Origin of the sequence: Amycolatopsis kentuckyensis, from assembly GCF_041679295.1 — a bacterium.
Taxonomy (GTDB): domain Bacteria; phylum Actinomycetota; class Actinomycetes; order Mycobacteriales; family Pseudonocardiaceae; genus Amycolatopsis; species Amycolatopsis kentuckyensis_A.
The window spans coordinates 1-17,208 of sequence record NZ_JBGDMD010000009.1; the positions used below are offsets into that span (position 1 = coordinate 1).

A 17,208-nucleotide genomic window follows, 5' to 3' on the forward strand; every position below is an offset into this window, starting at 1 on the left:
CCGGCAGGTAGGCGTCGCGGTTGCCCTCGAGAAGTTCCCGGTAGAACTCGACGGCTTCCTGAGCGGCGGCCAGCGCTTCGGGTCGTCGACCCGCTTCAGCCAGCCGGACCGCGAGGTTGTTGATCGACCCGGCCAGGTTGGGCAGGTAGGCGTCGCGGTTGCCCTCGAGAAGTTCCCGGTAGAACTCGACGGCTTCCTGAGCGGCGGCCAGCGCTTCGGGTCGTCGACCCGCCTCAGCCAGCCGGACCGCGAGGTTGCTGATCGACATGGCCAGGGCCGGCAGGTAGGCGTCGCGGTTGCCCTCGACAAGTTCCCGGCGCAGGGCGACGGCTTCCTGAGCGGCGGTCAGCGCTTCGGGTCGTCGACCCACCTCACCCAGCCGGTTCGCGAGGTTGTTGATCGACGTGGCCAGGTCCGGCAGGTAGGCGTCGCGGTTGCCCTTGACAAGTTCCCGGCGCAGGGCGACGGCTTCCTGGCCGGCGGTCAGCGCTTCGGGTCGTCGACCCGCTTCAGCCAGCCGGTTCGCGAGGTTGCTGATCGACGTGGCCAGGTTGGGCAGGTAGGCGTCGCGGTTGCCCTTGACAAGTTCCCGGCGCAGGGCGACGGCTTCCTGGCCGGCGGTCAGCGCTTCGGGTCGTCGACCCGCTTCAGCCAGCTGGACCGCGAGGTTGTTGATCGACATGGCCAGGTCCGGCAGATAGGCGTCGCGGTTGCCCTTGACAAGTTCCCGGTAGAACTCGACGGCTTCCTGAGCGGCGGCCAGCGCTTCGGGTCGTCGACCCACCTCACCCAGCCGGACCGCGAGGTTGTTGATCGACCTGGCCAGGGCCGGCAGATAGGCGTCGCGTTCGGCGTCGATGGCGGAGCGCAGTAAACGGGTAAGCTGCGCTGCGGCAGTGACGGTGGTCGGCCCCAGCAACAGGCTGAGGCGAGGCAAGGCGATCTGCAACTCGTAGAGCTGGGAAAGCTCGGCGCCGTGGACGAACCGATCCAACGCGGCCAGCAGAGGACGAGGCTGGGCGAGGCGGGGAGCTACCGTGACCGCTGCTCGGGCACCGGCTACTCCTGAGTTCAGCACGACTCTGGTGAGGACTGCGGTTAGGCGCGGGTGCTGCGGGTGGGCGCGGCCCAGCACGGTGAGTGCCTGCTCCAGTTGTCCCGTCGACGCGGCGGCCAGTGTAGCGGTTACCAAGCCTGGGTTTTGCTCCCCTTCGGACAGGGCAGTGCCGACCAGGTACTCGCCGAGTATGTCTGGCTGCAGCCCGGACCAGTAGCGTTCGCCGTCGCGATACAGGGTGGCCAGCCAGTCCGCGATATTTGTGATCTGGTCATCGCTTGCGTGTGTAAGCGAGGTAGCGACGATCTTGCGCGCTTCCTCGCCCGTCGATGCGCCCCACAGCGTGGCCGCGGCGACCAGGCTTCGCCGAGTGGCTGGGGCGAGGCTAATGCCGAAACGTTCGGCGATCCGGGACCAGTAGCGGGCCTCGTGCTCCAGCAACACCTCCTGCGCGTCCACCGGCGTCCCTGTCAACACCGGAATAGGGTCGTCGGCATGCAGCAATGCAGCAAGGGCGTGCATCTGCACTGCGAGAATGGTCCGAAAACGGTCATCGTCCAGTGGTGGTAAGGCCAGCCGGCTAACTACGTTCGGCCACGCGATGGCCTGGTACCCATCGAGGGTGGCCAGCCGGTTGGCTAGCGCGTCGATTGCCTCTCGCCACGCAAGTTGCCTGCCGTCGCGGTCGGGCTCGACCGGTCTCAGATTCACGACGATGCGGTCATCAGCCAGGATGGATAGATGCGAGGCGGGTGTGACTCGCTCGGTGCGCCACGCGCCTGCGGTTCGGGCCAGCAACAACAGTCGTACCTTGGCCTCAGCCCGGTTCAGGGCGTCCACGAGCGGGTCGAGCTGGGTAGCACGGCCCTCGGCATAGTCGACCACCACCAATGTTGGCGCCACGACATGAGCCAGCACCGCGAGATCCTCGGCACGAGCGTGTTCGCCAAGCATCACTGTCGCCCAGCCCCGGCTAGTGAGCGAGGAGGCAAGATGGCGAGCGAGGCGGGTCTTGCCCTGCCCTCCGGCCCCCGCCACCAGGCGGGTTCCTGCCCACGCATCCGCCTCACACCAGTCCCGAAGCTCGTCGAACTCGGGGCGAGGTCGAAACGGGACGGTCGCGGCATCAGCGCGTAACAACTCGGCAGGCGACGCCGGGGTACTCACGGGTTCCGCTAATTCCGCCAGCTCGACGGCTTCCACCAGCGGCGGCCGGCCTGTGTGGTCGGCGACGATCTTGGCGAATCCAACGTCCGATGCGACCGCGGAAATCGGCATAATGATCAGACGACGGTTATCGAATCCGCTCGGGTCCTGGGTTACGACACCGACCAGAACGCCGGCACGGTCTCCGCATCGCAGGGCCGCACCGGACATGCCTGCCCATGCCGATCCGTCCGCTCCCACAAACGACGGCGGGTTGGTCACCTCCATGGCGTACAGGCCCGACTTGACCAACGTGCCTGGGTTGAGCGTCCCTACGGCGTGATGGCTGTCGCGCATCTGCGGGGTGGCGACTACCTTGGGGAAGCCGATCGCTTCACACTCCTGGCCCGGGCTGCGCGTGACAAACCGCCCCCAGCGCACTGAATGACGCCACTGCGGCGGAACCCACGCCGAGTCGGTGATCTCCAATAGCGCCGCGTCAATCGTGCTTTCCCAACGATGCCACATCACACGAGCGGCGACCAGACCGCCGGACTCGGCGCGAATCCGCACACTCGACAATGCCTGACTGGCCCGACAAACCACATGTGCCGCCGTCAGCACCAACCGTCCGGCCAGCAGATACCCCGACCCGCACGTCCACCGTCCCTGCTCCGGGGGATGACCGGGCCAGTCGCTGTACACCTCGACCTCGCGACGCATCACCGCTGGCCGATCCTCAGTTCGGTGGCGGAGCGTCGGCGTCGTCAGCCACGATGAATGGCGTCCCCTGCAGTGTCTGCGGGACCAATTCCACGGTCACCTTGTGCGCAGCGCTACTCGTGCGTTCGCCCTTCGCGTCTGCGGTGACCACCCAGAATTTCACGCCACCGGAGCCGCCTTTGACTTGCTTCACCTCGCCGGCGAACTCGATCGACACCTTTCCCACAGCGAAGGTCAACGACTGCCCCGCTACGGTCTGCCGACCGATCGTTTGGGCTGCAACCAACTGCTCGCGCACAACCCCGATCGCATCCGACAGCTCAATCCACTGGTTCTCGTCCACCGACGTCCTTCCTCACACGACGCTCTCCGAGAAGTCGCCACTGTACGCGTGCTGTTACATGAGCGGATTCGCATAACTCCGTCCACCGGTGAACGGCGGAATTCGTAGCACAGCCTGGCCCTGGCCTATTCGGTGAACGGTGGCGTGAGAACGCCGCCATCAAGCCACGTGATGACCCGATGCGGCCACTCGTTCGACCAGATCGCTAACGAGCCAGCCCCACCGATAGCTCGGGGCGGGCCTGGCTCGTCGGAGTGGGCGGCTAAGACACCTGATTGGTGGTCGGAGGAAGTCCCGCAGGTTCGTCCGTCGCGGGGAACAGCCGGTCCATCGCAGTCGCGCCGGACTCGACCACCGGCCAGATCTGCTTCCGGTAGACCAGCTCCGTCACGGCGGTGCTGCTGTGCCCGACCAGCCGTGAGATCTCCTCGATCGGCATTCCGCCGTCCGAGAGGATCGAGACGAAGCTGTGCCGCAGCTCCCGGGGTGTCCACTGAGCCGGGTTGAGCCCGGCCGCCTTGATCACCCGGCGGAAGTCCCGTCGCACGTTGTTGACGTCCCGCTCGGTGCCGACGTTGGTTGCGAACACGAGTCCCTGTTCGTGCCAGTCGTCGCCCGCGACAGCCTTCACCGCCTGCTGGGCCACTCGGTGTGCCTCCAGCGCCTTGACGGCCCGTTCAGGCAGCGCCAGCGTGCGCCGTGACTTTCGCGTCTTCGTCTCGCCGCGGGCGCGGACCGAACGCCACACCTTGACATTCGGCGGGATTGCCGGCGTCGCGTTCGGCTTGCCCACGAGGTCCACGTGGTCCCAGGTGAGCGGTCGCATCTCCTCGGTCCGTGCGCCGGTCAGCAGGGACACCACGATGTAGGCGCGCATCGGTGACGACTCCGCTGCCGCGAGCACCGCTTGGGCTTGAGCGAGTGTGAGCGCCTTCGACGGTCGACCAGCGCCCTTACCCGCTGGAAGCTCGTCGCACAGCAGCACCACGTTGTATCGAACCCGTTTGCGGACCTGAGCGCGGTTGATCGCCCGGCGGAGGATCGATCGGAGGTTGCGCAAGGTCGAGGTCACCAGCACTTCGGCCTTCTCTGCCAGCCAGTCCTCGACGTCGTCGGCTTCGAGCTTTACCAGCGGACGAGCACCGATCGCGGGCACGATGTGGTTGTTGACCAGGGACCGGACGGCCTTCACGGTGTTGGGGTCCCGCTCACCGCGTTCGTAGCTCACCAGCCAGTCGTTCACCGCCTGCTCGACCGTGTAGCCGGTCGACGCGTTAGCGGCGCCCTCTTCGACGTCACGAATCAGCTCCTTGAGCTTGTCCTTAGCTTCGGTCTTGGTCTTGCCGCTCGCCTTGCGGACGGTCCGCTTCCCGTTCGGCCGGTAGCCGGTCGTCAGCTCGGCGATCCAGCGCTGACGACTCTCCGACCAGTAGAGCCCGCCGTCTCCGCGGCTACGCCGACTCGCCATAGCTGACCTCCGCTTCCTTCATGAGCAACTCGACGTACTGCTGGATGGCGACGGCTGGGACGAGCCGGGCGCGGCCCTGCTTGACCGAGCGCAGGCGACCTGCGCGGAGCTGTTCGTAGATGACCGAGCGGCTCATCGAGAGCAGGCGCATGGCTTCGGTGATCCGGTAGAGGTGCCGTTCAGGCACGGCGACCGGCATGGGTACGGCGTTCATCGATCCCCCTCGTGGTCCGGCTTGGTAGGCGCGACGTCCGCGACCTCCGCGACCGGGCTGGTCAGCGTGGGTGCGAGCGGCTGTTGAGTGCCGCGACCGTCCGCGACCCCGGTTGCGGAGGTCGCGGCAACGGCCGACGACTCCGCGGCGTCTGATCGGGCTCCGACCTGCGGGGTTGCGCTGGTCGCGGAGGTCGCGCCCGTTTCGGGCGGCGGCAGGTAGCGGCTCCAGGCGTCGGCCAGCCCGCCGTCGCCGTCGATGCGGTAGCCCTTGAGCGTCTTGCCGCTGACCTTCAGGTCCTTGGGCCGGACCAGGTAGCGGTCGAGTTCCTTCGCCAGGCGGCGGCTGTCGAGCGGCTTGCCCTGGACGTCGGTCCACGGTCCGTCTTCGATGGTGTGCAGCTCGCGGATCAGCTCGGCGGTGACCATGCGGTCGGTGTTCTGCGCGGCGAAGATCTGCCGGACGTCGGCCAGCAGCCGCACGCCGATCGACGCCGGCTGTGCGGTCGCTTCGAGCACGAAGTGACGGCACGCCTTCCGTGCGTCTCCGGCCAGTGCCCGCCGGCCGCGTCCGCGATGGCCAGCAGCGGCCGCCAGATCTCGGCCGCCCGGTCGCGGACGCCGTCCGGGCGTTCCGGCCGCGCGCGGCTCACCTCGTCGCCGACGCGCCCGACCCACTCCGCCAGCTCGGCGCGCACCGGCGCCGACTCGCGCTCGACGTCCTCTTCGATGAACTCCTCGACCACTTCGTCGAAGCGGCGCTTGCGCATGTGCACGGTGATCGCCCGCGTGGTGATCGTGTCCGGCATGCCGCCGGCGATCCCGGCAAGCGCGACCGGCGCGTAGACCGGGAACCGCGTGACGTTCATGCTCTTGGCGTCGCCGACGCACCGCGTCACCGTCGCCGACCGCTTGTACCCCGCGTTCAGCAGTGCGCGGAGGTCCTCGTTGTTCCCGCCCGTCTTCGGGTTGAACACGGCGTCGATCTCGTCGAACAGCAGCGTCATCGGCCCGTCGGCGAGCATGCGGAAGATCGCGGCCGGCGTGATGCTGATCGTCATCTCCGGCTTGGCGACGAGGTACTGCGCGACCTCCAGCACGCGCGTCTTGCCGCTACCGGGCTCCGCCGAGTCGAGGATCAGCCTCGGCGTGACGTAGAGCCGTTCGGCAACGTGGGTGTGGGCGTACCAGAGCGCCAGCGTCGGCGCGGCGTGCTCGTTGGCGAAGGCGGAGAAGCGCGCCACGAACGTCACGACCGCGTCGAGGACCTCGTGACCCGGCTTCGCGACAGCGCCGGCCGGCGCCGGTCCGAGCCAGGTGAGCGGGTTGACCGGCGCGGCCTTCGGGAGCGACTCGCTCGGCTGAGCGCCGTCGTCCTCGGCCGGCTTGGCCGCGGTGTGACGGCCGCGCCAGACGCGCTGGCAGTTCTCCGAGCAGAAGTCGCCGGACGGCGAGTCACCACGCGGCCGGCCGCACTGCTGGCAGGAAGGCGAAGGCTCGTCGATCACGAAGTCGATCACGGACAGGGTGTCGTCGAATCCGGACATCAGGCAGCCACCTCCAGGCGCGCGGTCGGTTCGTCGTCGCCGCCGGCCGCGCGGTAGCGCTGCCACAGGTCGTCGAGGCGTTCGGTGTCGTCGAGCTGGTGGCGGAGGATGTCTGTCGGCGAGTCGTCTTCGACGGCCTGCACCAGGCGGGCCGCGTGCTCCCGGACGGCTCGGCGGTACGCGTTCTTCAGCACGACGGCTTTCAGCCAGGCGCCGTAGTACGGCGGCGGCAGGATCGGGCCGTCCGCGTACGTCTCGACGATCCAGAGGCCGAGGCTGTGCAGGCGGTGCGCCCCGCCGGACCGCGGTTCGGTCGCCGTCCTCTCCCGGGCGTGATCCAGCACGGCCATCGGGGTCGGCGCGTGTCCCGCGCCGGTCAGCTCGATGCCCAGCTGGAGAACGCGAGAGGCGATCGGTGAGCCGAAGTCGTCGGCGCGCATGCCGGCGAGCAGTCGACGGGCCGCGGTCAGCCGGACCTGCATCACGCAGCCCAGGAACTGACGCTCGGGGTCGAGCAGTGTGGTCTTCATGGGTATGGCCTTTCGGTTGGGCTGCGCGTCAGCGGTTGTCTTCGCGGCGGTCGCGGTCGCGGAGATCGCGGTATGACCGGCGGGCGTGGTGGCAGGCGTTGTAGGCGCGGCGGCCGGCGCGGAGCGTGCGGCCGGTCCCGTTGCAGCGGCGGCATAGCCGGATCGCGCGGAGCAGCGGCGAGCGGAAATTGCCGAAGCCTCGGCAGGAGCGGCACGGCTTGTACGGGTACACCGCGCACGACCAGGAGTAGCGGAGAGTGACGATTGCGATAATGAGTAGGAGTAGGACGGTCGGGTTGCTGAGGGGGTTCAACGGAGCCTCCGGGGCTGTTTTTGGCCGCACTCGGCCCGCGCCTCTAGGTGCTAGGGCGCTGATCAGCGGTGTTGTGGTGGTCTAGGGAGGGCTCTAGGTCTAGAGGGACGAGGCTCTAGACCTAGAGCCCTGCGGGAGCTAGCCGCTCTTGCGGTTCCGGTCACGTTCGGTCAGCGCGTCGGCGATCCAGTCGCGCTTGACGCCCATCCGGTTGGCGCCCTTGCCGGTGTCGGCGTCGTTGCCCCACACCTGCTTGGTGGTGATCCCAAGCGGTTTCAGCGCGGTGGAGAGCTGGGTTGCCTTCGCCGCCCCGGTGGGCAGTTCGGCCCACGGGCCGTAGACCGCCGGCCGCAGCTCGGCGAGCCGGTCGACGATGCGTTCCGACCACGCCTTCTCGGCGTCGCCGATCGCGGTCAGCACGTCGGCGAGCAAGGTGCTCGTGTCCTCGTCCTCCTCGGGCGTGAGGTCGAGGCCGGCGGCGTAGCCGGTCAGCCGTCCGGCCGCCAGCCGTGCGGTTCGTGCGCGGATCGAGGCTGCGGCCGAGTCGGATTCTCCCGAGGTAGAGGCTGCAATCTCCCTGCGTTACCTGGCGTGGACGCTGGTCCGCCAGGGCCGAGCCGAAGATGCTGAGCGCGTTGCCGCGCAGGCGGCCGCCGCGATCGAACCGCGGATGCTCGACCGCAACCCGATACGCGCCGGAGTATTCGGCAATTTGCTGTTCAATGCGGCAACCGCAGCGTTGCGCTCCGGGAGCGCCGGCCGCGCCGAGGATCTTCTTGCCGCTGCTCACGCTGCTGCGATCCGGTCACGAGGCGATACGGCTTCGGAGGCGGCGATCTTCGGTCCGCGCGTGGCCGCCTTGCAGAACGTTGAACTTGCCGCTCGTGCCGGCGACCCCGAACAGGCACTACGTCTGGCGGCCGCGGTACCGGATACGGCGGGCGACGTCCCAGCCTTCTGGGAAGCTGGCCACCGGCTGTTCCTTGCCGCTGCGGCCGCCGACCTTCGCCGCGACCGAGACGCGCTGGCCTGGCTCGCCGAGGCGCGCGACCTTGCGCCGGACTGGGCGCGATATCAGCCGCTCGGCAGGACCACGATGCGTCGCCTTATCGATCGGGCAACTCGACGCAGAGGTGCCGAGTTCGCGGCACTTGCCACTCACTACGGCGTGATCAACACCTAGCCCTGCTCGGCCCTTCCTCTCCAAGGCTGAAGCGACGACGATCTCGTCGTGTCTCGGCCGATGCGGAGGACGGGGCAGTGTTCAGAGGGGACCTCGAACGTGATGCAGGCCACGTTAAGCTGAACGCTTATGAGCGCAGACTTTGGCGACGTGCCGACCTGGATCGGGGGCATCTCTGCTTTCCTGGCTTTAGGTGCAGCTGTGCTTGCTGCAAGGTGGACTGCTAAGACTGCGAAAGCCGCCGAGCTGCAGGTCGAGGAGATCCGCAAGCAGGTGGCCGCTGATTTAGGACAGCTGCAGTTGGCACGTGAAGACGCTGACCGCCAGGTCCGCGCACTTCAGGAGGCCGACGAGCGTGCGAAGAGAACGGAAGCACGTGCGCTGGCAGCTGAGGAACGGGAGCGAGCTGCGTCGCAGGCCACTGAGGAGCGGTTCATAAAGGCTCAGCTTGATACGCGGGCGCCCGCCGTGTACGTCCGAGCGATGCCCGGCGGTCGGCCACCTAATTCCTCAGCGGACCCTTTGCCGCCGCTCGGCTACCTTGACCGGTCAGTGCCCGTTGATTGGAACTCAATCCCCCTCAAAGTTGACACTGACATGCATCTGGAGAGTACGCAAAATTATCTCTTCGTCCGACATGTAACCTTTGCACTCGTTAACTGTTCTAATATCTCGGCGCGCGTGGACATCTTCAAGCACTCGGCTGGAGAATTTGTCGGAATGCGAAGTGGGCAGGAGATTATCTTGCCGCCAAGTGAGACGCGGTATGTAGAATGGCGTGGATTCATTCACTCTGATGAGTTGAGGATGGCTGGTGCGGGCAAAGCCGAGAACTGCTTCCTTCAAGTTGAGTTCTGGGTGCGTGACCTCGGCATGAACGTTCGGGACTCGCATCTATTTAATCTGGATCTCCGGTACTTTGAGAATGATGGCTCTCGTCTAGTTGTTAAACCCGACCCTGCATACCCGTGGACGGAGAAGTATGGGGAGGTGGCTGAGCGCTACTACGAGCGACTTGATGCGCAAAAAGCGAAGGCTGACGGCGACGGCATCCAGTAAGCTGAACGCATGTCCGTACGCCTGCCTCGGGTGGCCGCCAAGCTCGGCGCCGATTTTCAAGATCTTCGCGCCGAAGACCTGCGCAGGGCATGTGCGGAGGGAGTCGCCGAAGATCTACATCTCGATTTCAAGGCCGAGGATTCGTATACATCTAAGCCGGCCGGGTTGGACGAACTCGCCAAAGATGTCACTGCGCTGGCCAATGCGCAGGGTGGGCTACTGGTGATCGGCATTGTGGAGGATGACCAGGGCAATGCGGCTGCTCTGAAGCCGTTGGATATTACCAAGAGCGATGATCTAATTGGTAAAATGGAGCAAGGTCTGCGAGCTAGGGTGGCGCCGCTCTACCCGGCTGTCGCGATACGGGCTGTGGAGGACCACGATACTCCGGGAAGGGGAGTCCTTCTGATCGGTGTTCCTCGCAGTCCGCTGGCGCCGCACGCAGTCCGGCGAACGACTCGACCTGAGTACTCGTACGCACTGCGGGTGGGGCGAAATACTGCTTGGCTTGAGGAAACCGAGATAGCGAATCGTTATCGAGATCGATTCCGCTTGGCTGAAGACCATGTCGCCCGAGTTCGCGAGGTTTTTAATCGTGGAGTCGGCACTCCGCCGGAAGCGGGTGATGTGGCTAACGCTGAGCCGTTAATATTCCTGGAGCTAGCTGCAGTGCCAGCTGTGCCTGCGGAGCGTCGAGTTGACGAGGCTTTCATTGGTCAGATGGCTGGATTTTATGGGAGCCTGGTTCAAAATACGCCAGATCCTGATCTTGTACGGGGCTTTATTGGTCGCATGCCCGTCGTGCAGCGGGGACGACTCAGCTGTGATCACAACGACGTGGAGGCGGCGTGGTACACGGACGGCTCATCGTTCATAAGGGTGCTCGTGGGGTTCGCGAAATATCGCGATCACGTTCGGCTCAACTATTCGGCGCTTGAGCTGCGCATCTTGTCGCTCCTGCAAATAGCTGCCGCTTACGCTGACTGGGCTGGGGCCTACGGCGACATAGACGTGTTGGCGAGGACCGTTGGCGCACGAACGGTTTACCCCGATCTGTATGCGCCAGCGCAGCAACATGCGTTTATTGACCGGGTAACGGTCAGGCGGAGTTCTAACGAGCCGACTCATCTTACTGCGTCTCTGCATTCGGTAGTTGGCGAGCCGACCCAGCTTCTGAGCTGCGCATACTCCATTGCAGCTGATCTTCTGGCCGACTACGGCCAACCTGAGACCACGCTGATCAAGTCAGACGGATCGGTTAGATGGCAAAGGATGGGAGCGCCTGGCCGCAACGAACTTCACGCGTGGTTGAACAATGTCGGCTTGGTCAGCGACTAGATGTTGCTGGTGTGCCTTGACTGACGAAAACCGAGCCGGCGCCCTACGGTAAGTAGGGTTCGTCCTCCTCCGTGGGCGCCCAGCCTCCGGCGGTGTCGAAATTCGCTGCGACTGCGGCATGGAGGGCTTCGAGCCAGGAGGTGCGCTCGCGCCAGCGCAGGCGTTCGTCGCGCAGCGCCGCATAGGTGTCGATATGGTGGCGGCCGAGGCGAGCAGAGACGGGTGGACGACGTGCTCGCCGCCGGCGCCGATGAGGTTGGGCATGCGTTTGCTGCCGCGAGACCAGCTCTTCCAGCGGGCACGCATTGTTGAACGACCCAACCGGATCGTGATCGGCACATCCGGGCGAGAGGCGCGCTGGAACCGACGAGGTGCCAGCCGCGGCTGGACGGCGGCCGACGGCAATGTGACTTCCGGCCTGGTGCCAAGCCGGAAGCCCCTTCAGGTCACTTCCCGCAGTGTGGCCCGCCACACGTGGGACATGGCCTCGTCTTCCGTCGCTCAACTCGCCTCACCAGCCAAATGCTGACGACTTGAATCGCGGCCCGGACGACTCCGTGGATAACATCGTTATTAAGCAATTCGTGAAGCACTGCAACCTCGCTCGCGCTAGCCCCTCCCGGAGGAGAGACAAGAAACTGCGCTGACCGCCTTCAAGGTCCACCTGCAGCAGCAAGGGGACACGGTCACCTGCCTGGGGCGGCGGCAGGGAGGGGACACCAGTGGGGGCCTCCGGCTGGTTTAACGGAGCAACTGCCACCCGGGTTCCGGAGGCCCACGTCAGCAGCACTCGCATTGATCGAGTTGAGTGGTACATGGAGGCGCTCGTCGGCTGTGGCAGCCTCCTTGACCTGGATGGGTGTCGAAGTGGGTGACAATCGGGGTGGCTAATCCTGGACGTCCACGGACGTTCGCGGACCGTGTATGTGCAGGTCAGGGCTCTGCGGTCAAGGTCAACAAGTGACGAATTCCGCTCGTAATGAATAGGTCGGGGGTTCGATTCCCCCAGGCGGCTCGACAAGGTGGAAGGCCCATGCCCACAAGGGTGTGGGCCTTTTCCTTGTCTCGCGTGTCTTGTGGGGCTCCGCCCCACGCCCCGCCCGGAGGGCTCCGCCCCCGGCCCCCCGCCCCGCTTGCGTTGGCGGGTTTCTCGCGATTTCTCCTTTGCAGAACCACCCTTACGGGTCAAAGTACGAACGAAGGCCCCCGGCTTGTGGCCGGGGGCCTTCGGGATCAGCAGGGGGTTACTTCGGGGGCGTTACCTTGACCACGGTGGCCTTCGCGTCGCCGCGCGGGGTTCGGTAGGTGATCTCGTCGCCCGCCTTGGCTCCCACCAGGGCCAGGCCCAAGGGGCTGTCCGAGGTGATCGCGTCCGCGTCTTCGCCCGGGACCGTCACCACCTGGAACGTCTCTTCGTCTCCGTCCGAGAAGCGGAGCGTCACCACTGTGCCGTCGGGGAGCTGGGAGTTGCCGTAGCCGCCGTGCTCCATCTTCGCGGCCAAGTCCGCGATCTGGCGGTCGAGCCGGGCCGCCGCCTCCGCGCGGTCGATCACGTCCGCCTGGTCCGCCGCGTCACCCGTGCGCTCCTGCTCGCCGGGTTGCGGCGCGAGGGCTTCCCGTTGCGCGCGCAGGTTCGCGATTTCCTTCTCCAGCTGGCTGCGCGCTGCCGAGCTGAGCCCCTTGTCCCCTGAGATCACCATGCCGGGCATTGTCCGCTGCGCGGACCGGGGTGGCCAATCCGGTTTTTCACCCGCAGGCCACCCACGGGACGTCTGCCCTAGGATTCGGGGCTGCCGTCCAGTCAGAAGGTAACGAGAATCACCGTGAGCGCAGTCCCCGGTCGCAGCGACCGGCTCTCCCCGAACCAGCTGGCCAAGCAGGAGCAGATCGTCGAGGCCGCGCGGATCGTCCTCGCCCGCGACGGGCTCGCCGGGTGCACCGTCCGGGCCATCGCCGACGCCGGGCCGCTCACCAAGAGCGCGATCCACTACTACTTCGCCGACATCGACGTCCTCATCGATCGCGCCATGGCCGCGCACATCACCGCCTTCGCCGCGGGGCTGCGCGAAGTCGCCGCGAAGCACGACGACCCGCGTACGCGCCTCTTCGCCGTCCTCGAGGAGTACCTGAGCGTGTTCGCCGCCAACCCCAACGCGGCGTTCCTCTGGTTCGAGTACTGGATCGCCGCCGGCCGCGCGCAGCACCCGCAGGCCATCGACGCCATGCTCACGTCGCTCACCGAGCTGCTGGCCGAACTGCTCGCGCCGCTCGACGTCGACGACCCGCGGGCGCGGGCCCGCGCGCTCCTGTCGTACCTGCTCGGCACGGTCGTCCAGCAGCGGGTGCGCCCGCGGCCGTTCGCCGCACTGCGTGGCGACATCGAGGCGCTCTGCTTCGCCAACTACGGCTAGCAACGCCCTTTAGATCCGTAGACGTACGGATTGCGCGGTACGTCCGGCTCCGGCCAGGGTCGAGAGACCCCCGAGAGCAGGAGACGCTATGCGCCCACGAACGTGCCTGGCGGCGGCCGCGGCCGCCCTCTTGATGCTCACCACCACCGGCGGCGTGGCCGGTGCCCAGCCCAGTGGACCGCAGGTCTACGAGGTGACCGGCACCGGCACCGCCCAGCAGCGCACCGAGGTCGCGCGGACCGGCGCCGACATCCTCGACAGCACGAACGGCACGACGACGGTCATCGCCAACCCCGGCGAAGCCGCCCAGCTGCGCGCGCTCGGCTTCGGCGTCAAGGCGCTGGGCGCGGTCAACCGGCCGCGGACCGCGGCGACCGTCGAGGACTTCCCGGCCGGCTACACCGGCTACCACACCTACGCCGAAAGCCAGACCGAGCTGCAGAAGGCCGTCGCGAACTACCCGTCGCTGACGAAGCTGGGCAGCGCCGGGACGTCGTACGAGGGCCGCGCGCTGTCGCTGATCAAGATCTCCGACAACGCCGCGACCGACGAGAACGAGCCCGAGGTGCTCTTCACCTGCAACCAGCACGCGCGCGAGCACCTCACCACCGAGATGTGCCTGCACATCGTGCAGCGGCTGACCAGCGGGTACGCCACGAACAGCGCGATCAAGCGGCTGGTCGACAGCACCGAGATCTGGGTCGTCCCCAGCGTCAACCCGGACGGCTCCGAGTACGACATCTCCGGCGGCACGTTCCACAGCTGGCGCAAGAACCGCCAGGGCCCCGGCACCGATCCCAACCGGAACTGGGGTTACAAGTGGGGCTGCTGCGGCGGCTCGTCGGGCCAGACGTCCAGTGAGACCTACCGCGGCACGGCGGCGTTCTCCGCGCCCGAGACCAGGGCCGTCTCGAACTGGGTGAACTCGCGGGTCGTCGGCGGCACGCAGCAGATCAAGACGCACATCGACTTCCACACCTACTCCGAGCTGGTGCTCTGGCCGTTCGGCTACACCTACGACCGGACCGCGCCCGGGCTCACCGCCGCCGAAGCGACGAAGTTCGAAAACCTCGGCCGGCAGATGGCGGCGACCAACGGCTACACGCCGCAGCAGTCCAGCGACCTCTACATCACCGACGGCAGCGTCAACGACTGGATGTGGGCGACGCACAAGATCTGGAGCTTCACCTTCGAGATGTACCCGAAGGGCAGCAGCCCCGGCTTCTACCCGCGGGACACCCAGATCGTTCCGCAGACCACGCGCAACGACCAAGCCGTCGACATCCTGATCAACGCGGCGATCACCGGCTGAGGCGCAGGGCGCGGTCTAGGGTGCGGGCATGCCTCTGTTCTCCTTCGAAGGGCTCAGCCCGCAGGTCCACCCGGACGCCTGGATCGCGCCCACCGCCACGCTCATCGGCGACGTCGTCGTCGAGAAGGACGCTTCGATCTGGTACGGCGCGGTGCTGCGCGCCGACTTCGGCAAGATCATCGTCCGGGAGGGCGCCAACATCCAGGACAACTCGGTCGTGCACGTCAACGTCGGCAAGGTGTGCGAGATCGGCAAGAACGCCACGGTCGGCCACCAGTGCCTGGTGCACGACTGCACGGTCGGCGAGCAGGCCCTGATCGGCAACGGCTCCACGGTCCTGGACGACGCGAAGATCGGCGAGCGGACGCTGGTCGCGGCGGGCGCCACCGTGACGCCGGGCACCGAGGTGCCGTCCGAGGTCGTCGCGATGGGCAGCCCGGCCAAGAAGTTCGTGCCGCTCACCGACTCCGCCCGGCTGTGGGTGGAGCACAACGCGCCCGTCTACCAGGACCTGGCGAAGCGGCACAAGGCCGGCATCGAGCCGCTGGATTGAGGTTGACCCTCCAGTAACTGGAGACCCTAGCTTCGGGGCATGGCTCCGAAGAAACTCACCCACCAGGTCACCCTGGAACTGTCCGCGGGCAACGCCCCGGTCGTCGACCTCGGCAAGATGCTGGGGCAGACCGGGGTCAACCTCGTCGAGGTCAAGAAGGCCTACGACGCCGCGACGGCGGCCCAGCGCGGCGACATCGTGCCCGTCGTCGTCTCGGTGTTCGAGGACCGCTCCTTCGCGCTGCGGCTCAAGACGCCGCCGACGTCGTTCCTCATCAAGAAAGCGCTGGGGGACAAGGGTTCTTCGCGGCCCGGGCACGAGGTCGCCGGCAAGCTGACGACGGACCAGCTGCGCGGGATCGCCGAGCGGAAGCTGCCGGACCTCAACACCTCCGACGTCGAAATGGCGATGCGCACGATCGCGGGCACGGCCCGGTCCATGGGGGTCGTGGTCGTCGATTGACGCCGCGTCGAGCCGGGTCCACTAAACTGCCACGCGCAGCAGCGACTGGCGCCATCGAGGTGGAGCACCACCGGGAAGCGACGACGAGGCCGGCACCGCGCGCCTGGGTGAAGGCCACTCCAGAGCCGGAGTACGCCATGACACACCAGCCGAAACTGAACGCACTCGCCGCCGCCGACCCCGCCATCGCCGGGCTCGTCGAGGACGAGGCGAAGCGCCAGCACGACAAGATCCGCCTGATCGCGTCGGAGAACTACGTCTCGCAGGCCGTGCTCGAGGCGACCGGCACCGTGCTCACCAACAAGTACTCCGAGGGGTACGCGGGCAAGCGCTACTACGAGGGCCAGCAGTTCATCGACCAGGTCGAGCAGCTGGCGATCGAGCGGGCGAAGGCCGTGTTCGGCGCCGACCACGCGAACGTCCAGCCGTACTCCGGGTCGCCGGCGAACCTGGCCGTGTACCTGGCGTTCGCGCAGCCCGGCGACACCGTGCTCGGCATGGCGCTGCCGGACGGCGGGCACCTCACGCACGGCTGGAGCGTCTCCGCGACCGGCAAGTGGTTCAACCCGGTGCGCTACGGCGTCGCGAAGGAGACCGGCCGCGTCGACCTCGACCAGGTCCGCGACCTCGCCCGGCAGCACCGGCCGAAGCTGATCTTCGCCGGCGGCACGGCGATCCCGCGCGTCATCGACTTCCCGGCGTTCGCCGAGATCGCGCGCGAGGTGGACGCGGTGCTCGTCGCCGACATCGCGCACATCGCCGGCCTGGTCGCGGGCGGCGCGCACCCGTCGCCGGTCGGGCACGCGCAGGTCATCACGACGACCACGCACAAGACGCTGCGCGGTCCGCGCGGCGCGATGATCCTGTCCGACGCCGACCACGCGAAGGCCGTCGACAAGGCGGTTTTCCCGGGGTTGCAGGGCGGCCCGCACAACCACACGACCGCGGCGATCGCCGTCGCGCTCGGGGAGGCGCAGCAGCCGTCGTTCAGCGAATACGCGCACCGGATCGTGGCGAACGCCCGCGCGCTGGCCGACGCCCTGCTCGCCTGCGGCTACGACCTCGTGTCCGGCGGCACCGACAACCACCTGCTGCTGATCGACCTGACGAACAAGGGTGTCGCCGGCAAGCCGGCGGCGCAGGCGCTGGACCGCGCGGGCATCGAGCTGAACTACAACACGGTGCCGTTCGACCCGCGCAAGCCGTTCGACCCGTCCGGCATCCGCCTCGGCACGTCCGCGATCACGACGCGCGGGCTGCGGCCGGAGCACCAGGTCGAGGTGGCGGCGTGGATCGACCGCACGATCACCGCGGCGGCCGCGTCCGACGAGGCCGCGCTGGACACGATCGCCGCGGAGATCCGCGAGTTCCTGGCGCCGTTCCCGATCCCGGGTTACTCGGCCTGACGTCGACCGCGAAGGCCTCCTCGCCGAGCCGGTGAGGAGGCCTTCGCCGCGTCCGAGACCGGGCTCACAGAAAATTTGATTGCACCATGCAAGCTCTCTGGGAATACTTGGTCGAGACAAGTAGTTGAGCGATACAAGCAACTA

General features: G+C 67.1%; 15 protein-coding genes and 1 pseudogene. 8 read left to right on the forward strand and 8 right to left on the reverse strand.

Translation table 11 applies throughout. The features are described 5' to 3' along the window. The 7 genes and pseudogenes from ACERZO_RS34195 to ACERZO_RS34225 all read right to left on the reverse strand — a co-directional run. Nucleotides 1-2,926 (reverse strand): tetratricopeptide repeat protein (locus tag ACERZO_RS34195; RefSeq protein WP_372669783.1); only part of this gene is annotated, 2,926 nt, incomplete at its 3' end. A gap of 16 nt (nt 2,927-2,942) precedes the next feature. Next, nucleotides 2,943-3,269 carry a trypco2 family protein gene (locus ACERZO_RS34200; protein ID WP_372669785.1) on the reverse strand — a complete coding sequence of 109 codons (327 nt, stop codon included), beginning with the start codon at nt 3,267-3,269 and terminating at the stop codon, nt 2,943-2,945. Nucleotides 3,270-3,531: 262 nt separating this feature from the next. Beyond that, nucleotides 3,532-4,737 (reverse strand): site-specific integrase, encoded by a 1,206-nt coding sequence (locus ACERZO_RS34205; protein WP_372669788.1) that lies wholly within the window; start codon nt 4,735-4,737, stop codon nt 3,532-3,534. Continuing rightward, nucleotides 4,721-4,951 carry a helix-turn-helix domain-containing protein gene (locus tag ACERZO_RS34210; RefSeq protein WP_372669790.1) on the reverse strand — a complete coding sequence of 77 codons (231 nt, stop codon included), beginning with the start codon at nt 4,949-4,951 and terminating at the stop codon, nt 4,721-4,723. Before ACERZO_RS34210 ends, ACERZO_RS34205 begins: the two co-directional genes overlap by 17 nt. After that, nucleotides 4,948-6,497, reverse strand: a pseudogene (locus tag ACERZO_RS34215) (DUF3631 domain-containing protein). Before ACERZO_RS34215 ends, ACERZO_RS34210 begins: the two are co-directional and overlap by 4 nt. Next, a complete protein-coding gene (locus ACERZO_RS34220; RefSeq protein ID WP_372669792.1) occupies nt 6,497-7,027 on the reverse strand; it encodes a hypothetical protein in 531 nt (176 codons plus the stop codon). Before ACERZO_RS34220 ends, ACERZO_RS34215 begins: the two are co-directional and overlap by 1 nt. 451 nt (nt 7,028-7,478) lie before the next feature. After that, complete coding sequence (locus ACERZO_RS34225) at nt 7,479-7,772, reverse strand: hypothetical protein (RefSeq protein ID WP_372669794.1); 294 nt, start codon at nt 7,770-7,772, stop codon at nt 7,479-7,481. A gap of 238 nt (nt 7,773-8,010) precedes the next feature. Between ACERZO_RS34225 and ACERZO_RS34230 the strand changes: the two genes are divergently transcribed. From ACERZO_RS34230 to ACERZO_RS34240, 3 genes are all read left to right on the forward strand, one after another. Beyond that, nucleotides 8,011-8,523, forward strand: coding sequence for a hypothetical protein (locus ACERZO_RS34230; RefSeq protein WP_372669796.1), 513 nt, complete (start codon nt 8,011-8,013; stop codon nt 8,521-8,523). Nucleotides 8,524-8,673: 150 nt separating this feature from the next. Then, nucleotides 8,674-9,582 carry a hypothetical protein gene (locus tag ACERZO_RS34235; RefSeq protein WP_372669798.1) on the forward strand — a complete coding sequence of 303 codons (909 nt, stop codon included), beginning with the start codon at nt 8,674-8,676 and terminating at the stop codon, nt 9,580-9,582. 9 nt (nt 9,583-9,591) lie between these two features. Then, a complete protein-coding gene (locus ACERZO_RS34240) occupies nt 9,592-10,920 on the forward strand; it encodes an AlbA family DNA-binding domain-containing protein (protein WP_372669800.1) in 1,329 nt (442 codons plus the stop codon). A gap of 1,244 nt (nt 10,921-12,164) precedes the next feature. On the opposite strand, the gene ACERZO_RS34245 is transcribed toward ACERZO_RS34240, so the two are convergent. Continuing rightward, nucleotides 12,165-12,620 carry a GreA/GreB family elongation factor gene (locus ACERZO_RS34245; RefSeq protein WP_372669803.1) on the reverse strand — a complete coding sequence of 152 codons (456 nt, stop codon included), beginning with the start codon at nt 12,618-12,620 and terminating at the stop codon, nt 12,165-12,167. 123 nt (nt 12,621-12,743) lie between these two features. Here ACERZO_RS34245 and ACERZO_RS34250 point away from each other — a divergent pair, with 123 nt between their 5' ends. From ACERZO_RS34250 to glyA, 5 genes are all read left to right on the forward strand, one after another. Continuing rightward, a complete protein-coding gene (locus tag ACERZO_RS34250; protein WP_372669805.1) occupies nt 12,744-13,331 on the forward strand; it encodes a TetR/AcrR family transcriptional regulator in 588 nt (195 codons plus the stop codon). Between the two features lie 106 nt (nt 13,332-13,437). Continuing rightward, nucleotides 13,438-14,643 (forward strand): M14 family metallopeptidase, encoded by a 1,206-nt coding sequence (locus ACERZO_RS34255; RefSeq protein WP_372670398.1) that lies wholly within the window; start codon nt 13,438-13,440, stop codon nt 14,641-14,643. Nucleotides 14,644-14,671: 28 nt separating this feature from the next. Further along, nucleotides 14,672-15,196 carry a gamma carbonic anhydrase family protein gene (locus ACERZO_RS34260; RefSeq protein WP_372669808.1) on the forward strand — a complete coding sequence of 175 codons (525 nt, stop codon included), beginning with the start codon at nt 14,672-14,674 and terminating at the stop codon, nt 15,194-15,196. Between the two features lie 39 nt (nt 15,197-15,235). Beyond that, the gene (locus ACERZO_RS34265) at nt 15,236-15,658 is read left to right on the forward strand and encodes an uL11 family ribosomal protein (protein ID WP_372669811.1); all 423 of its coding nucleotides are present in this window, start codon (nt 15,236-15,238) and stop codon (nt 15,656-15,658) included. Between the two features lie 137 nt (nt 15,659-15,795). Next, the gene (glyA, locus tag ACERZO_RS34270; RefSeq protein WP_372669813.1) at nt 15,796-17,064 is read left to right on the forward strand and encodes a serine hydroxymethyltransferase; all 1,269 of its coding nucleotides are present in this window, start codon (nt 15,796-15,798) and stop codon (nt 17,062-17,064) included. Nucleotides 17,065-17,208: the final 144 nt, after the last annotated feature.